Source organism: Petrotoga miotherma DSM 10691 (genome assembly GCF_002895605.1).
GTDB classification, from domain to species: domain Bacteria; phylum Thermotogota; class Thermotogae; order Petrotogales; family Petrotogaceae; genus Petrotoga; species Petrotoga miotherma.
In genome coordinates this window covers 41,586-58,878 of sequence record NZ_AZRM01000016.1, presented here as the reverse complement: position 1 = coordinate 58,878, position 17,293 = coordinate 41,586, and the positions used below count along the sequence as shown (strand labels likewise).

The following is a 17,293-nucleotide window of genomic DNA, read 5'->3' as shown; positions in this document are numbered from 1 at the left end:
TTTTCCCTAAAAACTTCTTCAATTCTAATTACTTTCCAATTTTTTGAAGAATTACTTCGATTTTCAAAGAGCATTTTGGATAATTATCCAATATTTTAGTTCTTTTTCTTCTTGCCTTAACTTACTTTACCTTTAGTTAATCGTTGCTTTGACCTATTTCTGAAGTGGGTATGAATGGCTTTTATAACCTTTTTTGTTGTCTTGAATGTTTTAACTAGCTCTATATTTGATGGACAAATGTAAGAACAAGCACCACATTCTATACAATCCATAATTCCATTTTCTTGTGCTATGTCATTTTTCCTAGCATCAGCAAGTTTTTTTAGATAATAAGGTTGTAGCCCTATAGGGCATGCTTTAACGCAAGAAGCACATCTAATGCATGGATATTCATGTTTTTGTGGTATTTCTTCTTTTGTTAAAACGGTGATTGCATTATTTCCCTTGAAAGTTGGTAAATCAATATTGGGTAAAGGTAATCCCATCATTGGCCCGCCATAGATTATTCTATCGATCTTTTCCTCTTCAACGATTTCTACTTGATTTAAAAGATCTGAAACCTTAGTTCCAATTCGGAACCAATAGTTACCGGGTTTTTTAACGCCCCCGCTCAAAGTGATTCCGCGTTCAACCAAAGGTTTTCCATTGATTACTGCATCATAAATTGCATAGGTAGTGGAAACGTTAAAAACTAAAGTCCCTGCATCTATAGGTAACCCTCCTGAAGGGACTTCCCTTTTAGTGACAGCTTTGATTAATTGTTTTTCTGCACCTTGAGGATATTTTGTTTTTAAAATTGCAACCTCGATATTTTCGTTTTTTAAAGCGTTTTTCATAATTTTTATCGCTTCAGGTTTGTTTTCTTCGATGCCCACATAAATTTTTTCTGGATTAACTATATATTCTATTATTTTTATTCCTTTTATGATTTCTTCTGTGTATGTTCTCATCATCATATCATCGACAGTTATGTATGGTTCACATTCTGCCCCATTGATTATTAAGTAATCGACTTTTTTGCCTGGGGGTATACTTAATTTTACATGAGATGGGAACATAGCACCCCCTAATCCCACTATACCCGCTTTTTTAACAATGTTAATTATTTCTTCCTTTGAAAAATTTTTAAAGTTCTCATCGTGTTCAATATATTCCCAAATATCTTCCGAAGTTCTTTTTATGACTATTGCATTATTCTTTCTTCCTGTGGAGGCATTTATAAATGATTCTATTCCAACAACTTCCCCCGTAACAGAAGAATGTATGTTTGCTGAAATATTACCAGCAGTCTCTGCTACTAATTGCCCTGTTTTCACTTGATCTCCTTCTTTTACGATTGGCTTAGCAGGAGCTCCGAGATGGTTAGTTGTGAATAGGTATACAAAATCGGGCAAAGGCAGTTTTTCAAAAGGCTTATCCTTTGTAAAATGCTTTTTCTCGGGCGGATGTACGCCACCTTTAAAAGTTAATATTGGCACAAGGGAACCTCCTTTTTGTTTTTTAACAAACTAATAATTGAAAATCTATATGAATTACTTAACTAGTATTCTAAAAGCTTTTTAAAAGGTTCAAAAATCTTTCGACAATTATTATAGCACGAAAGAATGTTCTAATTTCAACGACTTATAAAGTTTTTAAAAAAAATTATTACATTTATGTATATTAATTGTTTTTTCATATTTATTTAATATTGTCACGCTATAATATTTAACAGAGATATAACTGTTTGTTCTAAAATAGACTACTTATTTTTAAAAGCACCTCTAGGATTTTATCATATAATTTATTAATTTCTTTATTCTAATTTTTTAATAGAAGGTGAGTTTTTATGATAGAAAAAGGCAAAAGTGCGAACTTTGAATCGAAAAGCACAGATTTTTCCCAAGTTGATAAAAGCTCAAAAGTCGAAAAATATTCCTTATCTTTAACTATTAAAAAAAGTCCTACTGTCATCACTGATGAAATATTAAGGAAAATCAAAAAAAAGCTATCGAAGGATCGGAGTTCAGTAACTTTTGAAGAAATTGATGAATCTATTCCTACCCAAATGCGTGAGAATTTTACACTAGAATTTTTAATAACTTTTTACAATGAATTAAAGAAATCTAATATTTCTGTAGTAGATAGTTCAATACGTCACTTTTATGAAGATGATGAAGAAAAAGATTTGCAGACTAATGAAGAATATAAAGATTCTGAAGAATACGAAGAGATTTTCGAAGATTTTTCTGATGTTGAAGTCGAGATGTGTGATAATATTTCGTTGCAGGATCCAATTAAAATATATCTGAAAGAGATTAGTAAGAGCAAATTATTAACACCTTCACGAGAAAGAAAGCTTGCAAGAAAGGCCCAGATGGGAGATAAAAGAGCCAGAGAGGAGCTTATAAAAGCTAATCTTAGATTAGTTATCAGTATTGCTAAAAGGTATGTTGGTCATGGATTAGGCTTTTTGGATCTCATACAAGAAGGAAATATAGGTTTAATGAAAGCTGTCGCTAAATTCGATTGGAAAAAAGGTTACAAATTCTCTACTTATTCTTATTGGTGGATACGCCAGGCAATAACAAGAGCGATTGCTGATCAGGGAAGAACCGTAAGAATCCCAGTTCATTTGGTAGAAACAATAAATAGAATGAATAGGGTGGTAAATAAGTATGTTCAAGAACATGGTGAAGTGCCTGATTTAGAAGAACTCTCTGTTTTGATGGACAAGCCTGTAGATAAGATGAAAGAGGTATTAATTAGTGCTAAAAATATATTCTCCTTAAATGCTCCAGTTTCTAACGACGTAGATGCTGAAGGAGAAACTGAGGTGCTCGATTTTATTGACTCTGAATCACCTACTCCCGATGAAGAAGGAAGAAAGATGGTTATTCGTCAAAAAATGGAAATGATCATCGATACGCTCTCACCTAAGGAAGCCATGATACTAAAAATGAGATATGGTTTCGTGGATGGGAAACAAAAAACGCTCGAAGAAGTTGGAGAATTTTTTAACGTAACAAGAGAAAGAATAAGGCAAATAGAGTCTAAATCTATCAGAAAATTGAAACATCCCGCTAGAAAAAAGATGATAGAAAATATTATGCAGGAATATTAGAAGCATATTTTTAAGTTTCAAATCTATTGACAAAGTAATTGATGGTTGATATAATTACTAAGGATTTGAAAATGAAAAGATACTATTGGCCCCATAGGATAACGGCTAGTCCATTGGATTCTCAGTCCAAGAGTCAGGGTTCGATTCCCTGTGGGGCTGCCAGAAATAAATATCGGGTAGGAAATAGATAAAATTTTTATCAACTTCCTACCCGATTAAATTTAGTAATTTTGAGGCAAATCTATTTAATTTAAGGGAAGGGTATCATCACAATTTTTCCGTAGGAATGGTTCCACATTCAAGGACATGATTGTAAAGATTAAAAGAGCTATCAACAGCTGATTTCAATGTATAACCTTTTATGATATTACTGATAAAATTAGCTTCAAAAGCTGACACTGCCTCTTCAAAGTACTTTTTTTCTTTAACTTTAACTTCATATATTTTTCTGTCAAAAGAGATCGCATCTTTTGCTAAAATTATCTTATTATTGGCTTTTAACTTGCTACTTTTTTCTGCTAATTGTCTATATGCCTTTTTAGAGCTCAAAAAAAGATAATCACATGTAAATTTATCAATTTCATCTATACAAAATTCCCGTAAATCAACAAATATTCTTCTTTTTACCTTAGTTAGATCAATTATCTTTTTGTTCCAGGAGTTATACACTATAAAAAGATTTTTAATATTGTACAGATATTCGGTAATAAATTCAGGTTCTACCTTTAAAGTTGTATTACGAAAATCTATGTATTCAGTATTTTCTTCTATGTTTCTGACTTTTCTTGTATTTCCCCCAGCTTTGTCCATCCAAATAATAGGAATTTCTTTTGTTTGAAAAATTTTTAATATTAATTCAATATATTCATCAGAACTTAAAAAATCAAATATCGATGGTTTGAGATGAAAATAATCATTCAAATAAATAACAACCCTTCCCCCTGGACCTGCTACCTCAGTTGTTATTTTGATATTATCTTTTATTTTTTTTATAATATGTTCGATTTCTATACCACCTAAAACACCAATATCAGGAAGATTTTCTCTACTGATTATGGAAAGAACTTGTTCTTGATATTGGTAAGCAGTTTTCAATTATATTTCCTCCCCCAATGTTTTGAATACTGTGCTTAGTGTCGATGTAAGTGCTTTTATTAATTGTGACCATTTTTCGAGGGGTAGATCACTACTTTTCTATAAGGTTCTAGCCCTATTGAGGTGGTGTGTAATTTTGGATAATTATAATTTATGTACTTGTGAATTATTTTTCTTTCAAAAGAAAACATGGGAGCCAATTCTACCTTGTCATTAGTCGTTATTGCCTTTTTGGCCGCATTGTCTGCTATTAGTTCTAAGCTTTTTTTTCTTTTCTTTCTATAATCTCCAACATCCAATTTTACATCACATTTGGTATCTGTCATTCTATTGACATAAATCATGGTTAAATGCTGTAAAGCTCCAAGGTTCCTTCCTTGTTTGCCTATTACTTTACCTAAGTTTTCCCCCTCTAAAAAAACTCTCAAGGTCTTATTGTAATAATTTATATTGATATCAACATCTTCCTCAAAATAGGAAAGAATATTTTTCAAGAAATCTTTTACTCTATTGACGAGATATTTTTCGTTAGGATAAGCTTCGATAATGAGAGGCTTTTTACCTATTCCAAAAAGAAACCCCTTGGAAGGTTCTTGAATAATCTTATAAGAAATCTCATCGATACCTGATGCGTTAAAATCTGATTTTGCTTTTTCTAAAACCGATTCCAAATCAGTTCCTTCAAATTTCGTCTTACCTTGTAATTTAAGCAATTATCATTTCACCTCCTGACAGGCTTTGGACCCAAACCAACGAGTTGTCTAATAGTAATACCTTTGACATTGTAAATCCTATTGTACACAAATGTCAACAAAGTTTGTATTACCATGTTCAGTGAATAATAAATGAATACCCCGACGGGTAATGCAATTAAAATGAAAGGGAACACCACAGACATAATTACCGACGTCCATGCGCTCCTGGCATCTTGGGACATTAAAAGGGCATTTATTAAAGAAGCAATTATAGCTATTAATAGTAAGAAAAAATTGGCTTGGAAACCACCTTGAGAAAGATCTGTCCAAAAGAGAAATCTGGGGTTGTATGCATAACTGCCTTCAAAATAGTAGATTACTTGCCATAGTATGACCATAATAGGCAGAGGAATCAAAGAAGTCAAACAACCTCCAGCTGGGTTAACTCCTTTTTCTTTGTACAGTTTCATCGTTTCTTCTTGTTGTTTCTGAGGATTCTTATATTTTTTCTTTATTTTTTCAAGCTCTGGTTGTAACTGTTTCATTTCGATCATGGATTTCTTTTGTCTCCCATATACAGGGAATAGTATTGCATTTACTATGAGGGTGAAGAGTATTATAGCCCAACCGAAATTACCTGTCACTTTAAATAGCCACCAGAAAAAGTTCACGAACCAATAAAAAATATTAGTAAAAGGTCCAAATTTACCTAAATCCTGCATTAAATCGATTATAGTAGAGTAAGTATTTCCTTCTTCTATACCGTCAAAAGTTTCTTTTATAAAAATTTTTTTGGTAGGACCCAAATAAGAAATTATTTTGTGATCTGAATAATTTAATGGAGTTAAATATTGGTTTTGAGAAAATTCTATCTCTTCAGGGGTATAGATGGCTAACGTAGAATCTAAGGCTTCACCTGTTAAAACGGATTTATCAATGTATGAAACAAAAACATTACCGCTGTATCTTATTCCAGAAGAAAAGGATATGCTCGGTAAAACAACGTATCTATTCAAATTTTTAAATTGAACATCAAAATGATAGTTAGGATCGTTATAAAACTTATAAATCTTCTGCCCTCCATTGGGGAAAAAGTAGTTTATTTCGATATAACTTTGATCTTCCGCCAATCTTATATTATAGTTACTTGGTAAAATTTCTGTCATATTTTGAGTATCTAAAATATTGTAACTATCTCCTGTGTACTCATAAACTAATTCATATTTTTTAGCTCTGCTATCATAGAGTTCGAAATTTAAAATATGCCCATTTTGATCTAACTTCAGTCTGTACAATTTCATTTCAATGTTAATTTCTTTATTTAGTGAACTTTCTGATACCATTATTTCAGGTATTGCAAAGGCTATAACGTTCAAAAATAATAGTAACATCAAAAAAAACAATCCTTTTTTCAAGTCATACACTCCTTCTGTGTTGTTTGTTTTTTTCTTTTTTATGAACAAAAAAATAAAATTTTTCGGGGACAGGGTCATAGCCCCCTTTGTGTAATGGGTTACACCTGATAAAACGTCTAAATCCCAAATACAAACCTTTAAACACCCCGAACTTTTCCACCGCTTCATAGGTATAAGATGAGCAGGTCGGTAGGTAAATACATTTGGGAGGGGTTGCAGGCGATATATGTTTTCTGTAAAAATCTATAGACTTGAGAACAAACTTTTTCATTCGTTTATCTTCCTCACCAACTTTAAAATAAGACTTTTTATTTGGAAATAATCTATTCTTTTAAAATTTTTGGATAATTCTTTTCTTGGAATAAATACGAAATCGTATCCTATTGGGAAAAAAATTTTGTTGGTTCTATATATTTCTCTGATGTATCTTTTAATTAAATTTCTAACAACTGCGTTGCCGAATTTTTTGTTCACAATTATAGCAATTCTGTTATAATCCATAGTATTTCGAACGTATATTATAACAAAATTATTGTCGATTAAACGCCCGCCCTTTTCAAAAACTCTTTTGAAATTTCTTTTTAATCGTAAACGTTCTTTTTTCTTGAAAGTTTGTTCTTCCATTAGACTGTTAAACGTTCTCTGCCTTTTGCTCTTCTTCTTCTTAAAACATTTCTTCCACTTGATGTTCTTTTCCTAGCTAAAAAGCCATGAGTTCTTTTTCTCTTTATCCTAGATGGTTGATATGTTCTTTTCATCTCTTCACCTCCAAATCCTTTTAAATTAAATGGTTTATTGAAAATAAAATTGCTATGTATTTGTGTAGAGTTGTTTAATCTATCTTAAAGACAGATATAACCAATAGAAGCTGAATATTTGCTTTTAAAGCTATCGAATATATTATAATGATTTAATGTTTTAATGTCAAGAAAGAGAAGTAACAATTTTTTTGGACAAATTTTTCTTAACAAAATACTAAACAAAACTAATACTAAATTAATTAAACAATGATAAAATTAAAAGTAGTTTTGTAGGGATTTTAGAAGTTCATGGGGTGAACAGAGATGAATATAGATTATGAATGTATTAATTGTCTTCTAAACCATTCTTCTGAGTTAATGGATAAAATTAATGCTAACTCTTCGTATTCTTCTAATAACATTTTTGATAATTACAAAAGGGTCATTCTAAAAACATTCGGTGAAGTGAATCCTACCCATACACCTTACTATTTGGTAAAAACATTTTATGATGCTTTTTTTGATATTTTTGGTGAAAATGATTACTTTCATTCAGAAAAAGCCGACTTGAACCAACTTTTTTTAGAGGTTTATGATGATCTGCTGGATTTTTGTTTTTCCAGCAAGGATCCTCTTTATACTGCCTTCAAATTATCACTGATGGGAGAGCTTTTTTGCCACAATTCGGAGAATTCCTTTGGTGAGTTAGAGATTGAAATTCAAAATTTTTATAACACAAAGAGGGTAGCAATAAACGATTTAGAAAAATTTAAAAAAGAGATTAAAAATGCTCATTTCCTGCTTTTTCTTCATAATTATGCTGGAGAAATAGTTTTTGATAAATTGTTTATAAGAGTATTAAAAGAATTAAACCCCAACTTGATTATTCATTCTGCTTTGAAATCTCGTCCAGTTTACAAATGTGCGACTAAAAAAGATGCCGATCAAATTTTTTTAAAGGAAGTTTCTATTCCTTTTGAAAGTGGGTCTAAATATTTGGGCACCGATTTAAGCTTCGTTAGTCGATCTTTCAAAAATATCTACGATGAAGCAGATATTGTAATAGCCAAAGGACAATCTAACTTTGAAAGTTTGGTTGATGAAAATACAAAAAAATCAATTTATTATTCTTTTGTTGTTAAGTGTAAAAAAATCGCCAAAAATCTTGATGTGAACAAAGAAGATTTAATATTTAAGCGAAGCTGAATTTTGGGTGCCAATTAATGTGTGATTGAAACCAACTCAAAAGGAGGGGAACAAAATGAAAAGAGTTTTAGGCATTTTAGTTGTTATGATTTTGGTTTTATCAGTATTTGCTGGACCTAACCATTTAGTGATTTTTCACATGAACGATACCCATGGACATGTGTGGGGAACGGAAGATGGTGGAGGATTCGCCAGAGCAGCTACTCTGATAAATCAAGCAAGAGAAGAAGTAGCTAAGGAAGGTGGAGCAGTACTTTTTCTACATGCTGGCGATGTAAACACAGGGATTCCAGAATCTGATCAGTTGGATGCAGTTCCTGACTTTTTGGCCTTACATTACATGGGTTTGGATGCTATGGTTTTGGGTAATCACGAATTTGACAAGCCTTTTGAAGTGCTTGAGAAGCAGTATGAAGTAGCACAATTTCCGTTCTTAGGGGCAAATTTTGTCGATGAAAAACGTGGCGGACCAGTTTTTGAACCATATGTTATAAAAGATTATGGTGATTTCTCTGTTGGAATTATTGGTCTTGTTACAGAGCAAACAAAAGTTTTAGAACCAATTTATTTAGGCGAGAATACAATTGTGGACGCAGAAGAAACTTTAAAAAAATATCTTCCAATTGTCCAAGAAAAAGCTGATGTAGTTATAGTCCTTGCGCACTTAGGTTATCATGCAGATGGAGGAAGGCCTAACTTGTCTGTTGAGTTCACTACCTCAGATGAGCTAGCTGAAAATGTACCCGGAGTAGATATTATAATAGATGGACATTCTCACACTTTGTTAGAAACACCTGTAGTAATCAATAATGTTATAGTAGCACAAGCTGGAGAGAATGCAGAGAATATTGGGAGAATAGATTTATGGATCGATGACGGTAGAATAGTCGATTGGAGGGGAGAAGTAATTCCACTTAAATCTGATATCCCTGAAGATCCTTTCATAAAAATGTTTACAGATGCTTTTTATCAACTTGGATCAGAGGCTTTGAATGAGGTTGTTGGAGTAACAAAAGTATATCTCGACGGGGAACGTGCCCACGTTAGAAGTGACGAAACGAATCTAAGCAATCTTATAGCAGATGGTATGATTTGGAAAACAGGTGCAGATGTTGCTTTAATGAATGGTGGTGGGATAAGAGCACCTATTGAGGCCGGAGAGATAACCTACAGAGACATATTAACCGTTTTGCCTTTTGGAAATACATTGTACGTTTTAGAATTGACTGGGAAAGATATTATGGATGTTTTAAATTATGCTGCTACAATTCCTGATGGCCAGGGAGCTAAGTTACATGTTGCAGGGCTAACTGCAGAAATGAAAGGTGGAAAAGCTACAAACGTAAAAATAAACGGTAAACCCATTGATTTGAACAAAACTTATAAGGTTGTTACCAACAACTATGTAGCTGCTGGCGGAGACGGTTATACAATGCTTGAAGGTAAACCTGGTTACGATACATACTTTAGAGATGCAGATGCGTTACGTGAATACATTGCTCACTTGGGAACTATTGAAGATTATACTTCTGAAGAGAGATTAATAGAATTAGATCAAGTTAAGTGAACACACAAAAAGGGGTGTAAGAAAAGACTACACCCCTTTTAGATTCTTCCAAAGTATTTATCTAAGGTTTTAAAGGTGATTTGGATCATTATCGGTCTACCATGTGGACAGGTTAGTAATTTTTTTTCAAAAATGGTTTTTAAGAGTGTCTCCATACCGGTAGGATTATCTTTAGTTTTTACAGCCGCTCTACATGCCATAGTAGCTAAGTTCTTATCAAGTATGTTTGATTGTTGATCAAAATTTGATATTCTTAAATCATCTGCTATCTCAAATATCAATCTTTCAGCATCATCAATTTTCACAAGGGAAGGGAGCCCTTTCACAATAATTTCTCTTTCGACTTCTTCTAATTTTATACCCAATTTTTCTAGGTGATCTTTGTTATCTAAAATTATCCCTCTTCTTACTTCGTCTAAAGATATTTTAAGAGGGGTAAGGAGAAGGTCGGAAGTAAGTCCACCTTTTTCGTATAGGTTTTCTTTTAAAATTTCGTATATATAACGCTCATGTGCGGCATGAAAATCTACTAAAAGTAATTTGTCTTCCCCTTCAACTACCAGATATCTTTCAGCAACTATACCCAAAATTCTTAATTTTTCAAAAGAATTAATTTTCTCAACAGGTGTAAACGTCTGATTCTTTTGATATTCAAAACCTTTAAAATCAAAGGTTTTTGATGGTTCATAAAGTTTATAATTATTATCAAAATGATTATGTTCTTCTTGAAGATCTTCTATTTCAGAGTTATTAAAAAATTCGTCTGTATGTTCAAAATAATCTGTTTTTGGAGTGTTTTGTGAAAAATTAACTTTTTGTGAGTCTTCGTTCTTGCTGTATAAATTTTGAACAGAAAACGAAGAAGTTTTTTTATTCGCATCAATTGTATCGCTACTACTTATAAATTCCATCGTAAAGTGAGTGTTTTTCTTAAGAGCCTCTCTTACAACTTTTTTAAGTAAAGAAGCTATCTTTTGTTCGTCCGTGAATTTTACTTCCAATTTTTGAGGGTGAACGTTTACATCAACCATATCTGGTGATATTTCTATGAATATTATTCCATAAGGATGAATTGATTTTTCTAGCATCTCACCGTAACCTTTTTCCAAAACGGAGTAGAGTGAGGCCGCCTTAATATACCTGTTGTTTACAAAAAAGTGTTGGGCGGTTCTATTATTTCTTCCAACTTTTGGTTGTGAAATAACTCCAGATATTTTGTACACTGAATCGTTGTGTTCAATTTCTATGAGATCGTCTTTTTTTAACTCGGGATATATTTTTAAACATTTTGTAATTAGATCCATATCAGAAGAAAATTTGTAGATTTCTTTGTTTTCTCTGATATATGTTAAGTTAATGTTGTTCGTAAAAGCAAACTTTTCTATAATCTCTGTAACGTATCTTCCTTCTGCAGAATCACTTTTAAGAAATTTTCGGCGTGCGGGAATGTTGAAAAAAAGATCCATAATCTCTATTTTCGTTCCATTTGATGAATTAACTCTCTTTTTTTCTATTATTTTTCCACCTAATATTTCCAACATTGTTCCAACTTCTGATTCAGATGGTTTGGAGGTCATTTTCATTCTAGAAACCCTTGAAATTGAAGAAAGTGCCTCACCTCTAAAACCAAATGTTTTTAGTTGATAAAGATCCTCAATGGAGAAAATTTTGCTTGTGGTATGAGGAAGAATAGATAATTCTAATTCATTTTCTGCCATCCCAATGCCGTTATCATCGACTTTGATTAACGACTTACCACCATCAAGTATTTCAACGGTGATGTTATCTGCTTGGGCATCTAAAGAATTTTCTACCAATTCTTTAACTACTGAGCTTGGCCCAGATACAACCTCTCCAGCCGCTATTTTCATTACTACTTCAGGGTTAAGTACTTTTATTTTCATAAAAAACACCTCTTCAAAGTATAACAGTTCATTTATTATTATATCATCTTTAAAAACTCAACCTCAAAAAATAGCGAATTTTTGTTATAATAAATACATATAGGAATTTTATAAGGGGGAAATGCAATTGAATATAGGAATGTTTTCCGATACTTATTTACCGCAAAAAAATGGAGTTGCTACCGCTATAAAACTCTATAAGGATGAAATGGAAAAAAGGGGACACAATGTATATCTATTTGTTCCAAAATATAAATTTGATTATAAAAGGAACGATGATAAAATCTTTGAATTTCCAGCTGTTAAGTTCCTCTTTGAGAAAGAGCAGAGGATTGCACTACCGTTTTCTCCAGAAATTTTTAAAATCAAAGAGTTAAACTTGGATATAATACATTCTCACGATCCTTTTTCTATGGGAATACTTGCAAGGGTTGTTTCACGTATGTTGAAGTTAAAACACGTAGCGACACACCATACCATGTATGATTATTATTTGCACTACCTACCATCGATAGTTAGACCGCAACCAGAATTTGTTCAAAAAATCATAAAAAATTGGTGTTTAAAAACGGATAAAATAATCGCTCCTACAGACAATATAAAAGAGACGCTTGTTGAATATGGTGTACCTTCCGAACATATAGTAACTATCCCAACTGGGATAGACTTAGCTTCTTTTGATAAGCCTATTAACTGGGATTTGAAAAAAGAATATCCACAAATAAAAGAAGATGACAGAATTCTTCTATTTGTAGGTAGGTTGGGGAAGGAAAAGAACATAAGTTTTCTTTTGAAGGTGTTTAAAAAAGTACTATTGGAAGAAATAAAAGTAAAATTCGTTATTGTTGGTGGAGGGTCGGAAAAAGAAGAGCTGGAAAAGTTAGCTATGGAGCTAAATATAGCTGATAATGTTATTTTTACAGGTTCACAACCAAGAGAAAAGGTAATAGATGCCTACAAACAAGCTTATTTATTTGTTTTTGCTTCTTACACTGAAACACAGGGATTAGTTATTCTTGAATCTATGGCTGCTGGTACTCCGGTAGTCGCTTTGGGTAAATTAGGTGTTTATGATATACTTTCTCAAGAAGATGCGGGTGGAATTATGATCAAAAATTTAAATGAAGTTGATTTTTCTAATGAAATACTCAAACTATTAAAAGAGTCATCAACATACGAAGAATTAAAAGAAAAAGCTAAAATCTTTGTGAAAAACAATTATTCTATCGAAAAGTGTGTAGATATGATTTTGGAACTATATAAAAGGGAGATATTGACTGTATGAAAGGATTCGATGAAATTATAAATCTCCAACTTGCGGATCTGCGTGAAATACCTATTGAGAACTTTTCCTATATTGGAGATGCTGTTATAGGTTTGATTTACAAGGTGAAATTGCTAAAGGATGGCAGGATAAAAACAAAAGATCTTTATGAAAAAACAAAAGATTTTTTAAGTGCAAAAGCTCATTCAAAGTTTGTTGATATTGTGTTAGATCATTTAACTCCAATAGAAATGCAGTATTACAAACGGGCGGAAAATTCGAACGGTGCGAAGAAAAGAGGCAACGACAATGATTATAGGAAATCTACAGGATTTGAAGCAGTCATTGGATACCTTTTTTTGACTAAAAGTTACTCAAGAATCGAGGAATTATTGGGAGTGATCGATAATTGTATATATACGGAAAAAACATATTGAAAGAGATTATTGAGACTCATTATCCTGTAAAGCATATTTTTTTCAGTAGTTCCAAAACGGAAAAAGGGTCTTTAAAAGAAATCGTCGAAGATGTTGCAAATTTAGGATATTCTTACAGTTTTTCCCCCAATGAAGTTTTGGAAAAGATGGCTTTAACAAGCAAGCATCAGGGAATCGTCATTGATATCGGGAACGATTTTAAATATGAAAATTTGGATATTATAGAAGGAAAAGAAAAACTATTTTTAGTAATCTTGGATCAAATACAAGATCCGCATAATTTTGGAGCTATTGTAAGGACTTCGGTGGCTGCAGGGGTTGACGCCATTATAATACCAAAAGATAATGCTGTTGAAGTCACACCTGTTGTTATAAAAGTTTCTTCTGGTCAAATATTTAAGATACCAATAATTAAAGTAACCAATCTTTCCAATACAATAGAGACATTAAAGAAGGAAAATGTTTGGGTTTATGGAGCAGATATAGGAGGCAAACCTTATTATGAAATCGATTGGCAAGGAAATATATGCTTGGTTTTTGGAAATGAAGGAAATGGCATTCGAAAAAACGTTAAAAACCATTGTGATGAATTAGTAAGCATACCGATGTTTAACAACGTTGAGTCTTTAAATGTATCGGTTAGTGCAGGAATTATACTTTTTGAAGCGAAGAAACAAAGAACTTTTAATAAGTAATTATAAATTTCAAAATTTTATGGAGGTGCATGTTGTGAGTAATACAACAAGAAAAGTTCTTTCTATGATGGTATTTACCATTATGTTTGTGGTTATATCTTTTTCTCAAACGGATTCAAATCTCAAAATTGGCTATGTAAATTTTGCAAAGGCAGTAGAAAGTTATTATGAATGGAAAGATTTGGAATCCATGTACCAAATCGATTTAAAATATTATCAAGGAAAAATCAACGAAATGGAACAACAGTTCAATGAGTTACAAAGTTCGGGGGCAACTGAGGAAGTACTGCAACAAAATCTTCAACAATTGCAAACTCGTGTAAATCAATATCAACAAGCATTACAAGAAGAGTATCAGCAGAAGATGGCAAACATCGTTTCAAAAGTAACAGTAAAGATATCTCAGTATGCGAAAGAAAATGGTTACGATTTGATTTTAAATGAAAACGGAGTAGTTTATTACAATCCAGAATTAGATTTAACCGATAAAATTATTCAGTATTTGAATGAGAATTAAAATTAAATAGTATGGAAAAGGTTATTGTCTCTTGTAGAAACATTAGTAAAACATATGGGAAAAAGATTGTGTTAGATAATATTCAATTTCAATCAAAATCCGGTTTAATTACAGGATTACTTGGTCCCAATGGTGCAGGAAAAACAACGCTGTTCAAGATAATTTTGGGGTTAGTTGTTCCCAACTCAGGAGATGTTTTCCTTGATGGCCAAAATATAACCCATCTTCCGATACACAAAAGAGCGTTGAATGGATTGGCCTATCTGCCTCAAGAACCGTCTGTTTTCAGGAACTTATCCGTTAAAGATAATCTTAAAATGATCTCTGACCTTCTTAAGATTCAAGATGCAGATCAAAAAATTAAGATTATAGTGGGAGAGTTTGGATTAGATAATTTAATGCACCAAAAGTCTTATTCTTTATCAGGTGGAGAAAAGAGAAAATTAGAATTTGCTAGAACCTTGATAACAAATCCCAAAGTAATTCTTTTGGATGAACCTTTTGTTGGAATAGATCCCATAACTGTTAAAGATATACAGCAGATAATTAGGAAACTTGCAAAAAGTGGGATTTCGATAATTGTTACAGATCACAGTGTTGATGAAATTGCTCAGGTAGTTGATGAACTTTATGTTTTACACAAGGGTAAAGTTATAGCTAACGGTGTTCCAAAAGAGGTTTTGGATGATCCAAGAGTCAAAGAAAATTATTTGGGTTGGTGATCGGTTTGAACGTTGGGGTTATTGGATATTCCGGGAATATATTTAAAGAACCAATTAAATCGTTAACTTCACTGTGTTATGATGTCGGTAGAATTATAGCAAAGAATAATTGGGTTTTAGTGAACGGTGGACGAGATGGAATAATGCAATTAGTTTCAAAGGCGGTAAAAAATAGTGGGGGGCATGTTATTGGTTTTTTACCCTGGGAACAGGAAGGGAACGGTTATCTGGACATTCCTGTAAAAACAGGGCTTGATCTAAATATGCGTTCTTTTGTTTTGTTAAAAAATGTTGACGTGGTCGTAAGTATGGGAGGAGAAATTGGCACAGCTATCGAAATTTTGGGGGCCTATTCTTACAAAAAACCGATATTGCTAATGAAAAACTCAGGCGGATGGACAGATCGAATAACTGAAGTTTTGATAGAAGGTAAGTTTCTTGATAACAGAAAATTAGTAGAGGTAAAACAAGTATCATCGATAGATGAACTGGAAAGAGTTTTGAACGGTATTGAAGAGGTGAAAAACAAATGATCAGAGTAAGATTTGCTCCTAGTCCTACGGGTCATCTACACGTTGGAGGGTTGAGAACAGCCTTGTTTAATTGGTACTTTGCTAAGAAAAATAATGGGAAGTTTATACTAAGAATTGAAGATACCGATATGGAACGCTCCAAAAAAGAGTACGAAGATGCCATTTTTGAAGAAATGAAATGGGTAGGTTTGGATTACGACGAGGGGGTTGATAAACCTGGTGAATATGGGCCATATAGGCAAAGTGAAAGACTAGGCATATACAAAGGTTATATAGATCAACTCCTAAATGAAGAAAAAGCTTATTTTTCAGTTACTAAAAGCGATGAAATAATTTTTGAAGGTAATAATCTTCCAGACAAATATAAAAAAAACAATGAGTATTCTGTGGTTGTAAAGTTTAAAGTTGATAAAGATCAAAAAATATCGTTTTTGGACGAAATTAGAGGAACTATACAATTCGATATGTCTCATATAAATGATTTTGTTATTCTAAGATCAAACGGAATTCCGGTTTACAATTTCACAGTTGTGATAGATGATTATCTGATGAAAATAAGCCATGTTATAAGGGGTGAAGACCACATCTCTAATACACCCAAACAAATTTTGATATATAATGCTTTATCTTTTGAACTTCCAAAATTTGCCCATTTGCCTTTGATTTTAGGTGAAGACAAGTCTCCTTTGTCTAAAAGACACGGGGAGGTTTCGATTACTTATTTTAGAAAAGAAGGATATCTTCCTAAAGCTATATTGAATTACTTGAGTTTGTTAGGGTGGAATGCTAACGAACAGATATTTGATTACATAAAAAAATACCAGGAATTTGATCTAAAAAAGGTATCAAAAAATCCTTCCATTTTTGATTACACTAAACTTCTATGGACAAATGAAGTGCATTTGAGAAATGATTCAATTGAAGAAGTACACAAAAGTTTTAATGAATGGGCTAAATATACAAACGTCAAAATAGACAATGAAGATTCTTTTGTAAAAAAAATCATAGAAGTTTCCAGAGCTAAAGTTCAAACATTAAAACAACTTTATGAATTTTCCAAAAATTTTTTTGTTAAAGAATTCGAATACGAAGAAGAATTTATCGAAAAATACATGAAAAAACCTTGGTTTAAAGAAGTTATCGAGATAACGATAAGAAAACTCTCAGAAATTGATGAGTACGACCTTGCAAATGTAGAAAATACTTTAAAAGAAATAGCGGATCTAAATATCACTGGTAGAAAAAATGTTTTTCAGACAATAAGAGGCTCTCTTTTAGGGAGGTTAGTAACTCCTGGTTTGTACGAATCTATAATTATTTTAGGAAAAAATGAAAGCATTAAAAGATTAAAAAGAGCTTTGGAATTCTCAAATACTTTGGATATTAATCCAAGAAGGTGA

Annotated in this window: 18 protein-coding genes and 1 tRNA gene; 11 read left to right on the top strand and 8 right to left on the bottom strand. The window is 32.3% G+C overall.

The genetic code is table 11. The annotated features are described in order from the left end of the window. Positions 1–116: 116 nt before the first annotated feature. Complete coding sequence (gene rsxC, locus X928_RS03590) at positions 117–1,478, bottom strand: electron transport complex subunit RsxC (RefSeq protein ID WP_103078530.1); 1,362 nt, start codon at positions 1,476–1,478, stop codon at positions 117–119. Between the two features lie 350 nt (positions 1,479–1,828). Here rsxC and X928_RS03585 point away from each other — a divergent pair, with 350 nt between their 5' ends. Both X928_RS03585 and X928_RS03580 read left to right on the top strand, forming a co-directional pair. Beyond that, positions 1,829–3,103, top strand: coding sequence for a sigma-70 family RNA polymerase sigma factor (locus tag X928_RS03585; protein ID WP_103078529.1), 1,275 nt, complete (start codon positions 1,829–1,831; stop codon positions 3,101–3,103). 87 nt (positions 3,104–3,190) lie between these two features. Further along, positions 3,191–3,265: transfer RNA gene (locus X928_RS03580), tRNA-Glu, on the top strand. A gap of 105 nt (positions 3,266–3,370) precedes the next feature. On the opposite strand, the gene X928_RS03575 is transcribed toward X928_RS03580, so the two are convergent. Genes X928_RS03575 through rpmH form a run of 6 tightly spaced genes read right to left on the bottom strand, consistent with a single transcriptional unit; the run spans position 3,371 to position 7,066 of the window. Further along, a complete protein-coding gene (locus X928_RS03575; RefSeq protein ID WP_103078528.1) occupies positions 3,371–4,198 on the bottom strand; it encodes a hypothetical protein in 828 nt (275 codons plus the stop codon). Between the two features lie 59 nt (positions 4,199–4,257). After that, positions 4,258–4,911, bottom strand: coding sequence for an RNA-binding cell elongation regulator Jag/EloR (gene jag, locus X928_RS03570; protein ID WP_103078527.1), 654 nt, complete (start codon positions 4,909–4,911; stop codon positions 4,258–4,260). Positions 4,912–4,919: 8 nt separating this feature from the next. Continuing rightward, positions 4,920–6,308 (bottom strand): membrane protein insertase YidC, encoded by a 1,389-nt coding sequence (gene yidC / locus X928_RS03565; protein ID WP_169926291.1) that lies wholly within the window; start codon positions 6,306–6,308, stop codon positions 4,920–4,922. Position 6,309: 1 nt separating this feature from the next. Then, on the bottom strand, positions 6,310–6,579 hold the full coding sequence (yidD, locus tag X928_RS03560) for a membrane protein insertion efficiency factor YidD (protein ID WP_103078525.1): 270 nt from the start codon (positions 6,577–6,579) through the stop codon (positions 6,310–6,312). Further along, positions 6,576–6,932 carry a ribonuclease P protein component gene (gene rnpA / locus X928_RS03555; RefSeq protein ID WP_103078524.1) on the bottom strand — a complete coding sequence of 119 codons (357 nt, stop codon included), beginning with the start codon at positions 6,930–6,932 and terminating at the stop codon, positions 6,576–6,578. Before rnpA ends, yidD begins: the two co-directional genes overlap by 4 nt. Continuing rightward, positions 6,932–7,066: a 50S ribosomal protein L34 gene (gene rpmH / locus X928_RS03550; protein ID WP_103078523.1), complete on the bottom strand. Its 135-nt coding sequence runs from the start codon at positions 7,064–7,066 to the stop codon at positions 6,932–6,934. The genes rnpA and rpmH overlap by 1 nt, the downstream gene beginning before the upstream one ends. A 306-nt stretch (positions 7,067–7,372) precedes the next feature. On the opposite strand from rpmH, the gene X928_RS03545 reads away from it, so the two are divergent. Then, positions 7,373–8,254, top strand: a complete 882-nt coding sequence (locus X928_RS03545; RefSeq protein WP_103078522.1) for a damage-control phosphatase ARMT1 family protein — start codon at positions 7,373–7,375, stop codon at positions 8,252–8,254. A 55-nt stretch (positions 8,255–8,309) separates the two neighbouring features. After that, the gene (locus X928_RS03540) at positions 8,310–9,821 is read left to right on the top strand and encodes a 5'-nucleotidase C-terminal domain-containing protein (RefSeq protein WP_103078521.1); all 1,512 of its coding nucleotides are present in this window, start codon (positions 8,310–8,312) and stop codon (positions 9,819–9,821) included. 38 nt (positions 9,822–9,859) lie between these two features. Here X928_RS03540 and mutL read toward each other — a convergent pair whose 3' ends face one another. Next, positions 9,860–11,725: a DNA mismatch repair endonuclease MutL gene (gene mutL / locus X928_RS03535; RefSeq protein ID WP_103078520.1), complete on the bottom strand. Its 1,866-nt coding sequence runs from the start codon at positions 11,723–11,725 to the stop codon at positions 9,860–9,862. Between the two features lie 127 nt (positions 11,726–11,852). Here mutL and X928_RS03530 point away from each other — a divergent pair, with 127 nt between their 5' ends. From X928_RS03530 to gltX, 7 genes are read left to right on the top strand one after another with little or no spacing between them, the layout of a single operon-like run. Continuing rightward, positions 11,853–13,010 (top strand): glycosyltransferase family 4 protein, encoded by a 1,158-nt coding sequence (locus X928_RS03530; RefSeq protein ID WP_103078519.1) that lies wholly within the window; start codon positions 11,853–11,855, stop codon positions 13,008–13,010. After that, a complete protein-coding gene (locus X928_RS03525; protein WP_103077748.1) occupies positions 13,007–13,426 on the top strand; it encodes a Mini-ribonuclease 3 in 420 nt (139 codons plus the stop codon). The genes X928_RS03530 and X928_RS03525 overlap by 4 nt, the downstream gene beginning before the upstream one ends. Then, positions 13,399–14,121 (top strand): 23S rRNA (guanosine(2251)-2'-O)-methyltransferase RlmB, encoded by a 723-nt coding sequence (gene rlmB, locus X928_RS03520; protein ID WP_103078518.1) that lies wholly within the window; start codon positions 13,399–13,401, stop codon positions 14,119–14,121. Before X928_RS03525 ends, rlmB begins: the two co-directional genes overlap by 28 nt. A gap of 34 nt (positions 14,122–14,155) precedes the next feature. After that, entirely contained in the window at positions 14,156–14,638 is a 483-nt protein-coding gene (locus tag X928_RS03515; protein ID WP_103078517.1) for an OmpH/Skp family outer membrane protein, read from the top strand. An 11-nt stretch (positions 14,639–14,649) separates the two neighbouring features. Then, on the top strand, positions 14,650–15,360 hold the full coding sequence (gene lptB / locus X928_RS03510) for an LPS export ABC transporter ATP-binding protein (RefSeq protein WP_103078516.1): 711 nt from the start codon (positions 14,650–14,652) through the stop codon (positions 15,358–15,360). A 5-nt stretch (positions 15,361–15,365) separates the two neighbouring features. Then, entirely contained in the window at positions 15,366–15,893 is a 528-nt protein-coding gene (locus tag X928_RS03505; RefSeq protein ID WP_103078515.1) for a TIGR00725 family protein, read from the top strand. Beyond that, positions 15,890–17,293, top strand: a complete 1,404-nt coding sequence (gene gltX, locus X928_RS03500; protein WP_103078514.1) for a glutamate--tRNA ligase — start codon at positions 15,890–15,892, stop codon at positions 17,291–17,293. Before X928_RS03505 ends, gltX begins: the two co-directional genes overlap by 4 nt.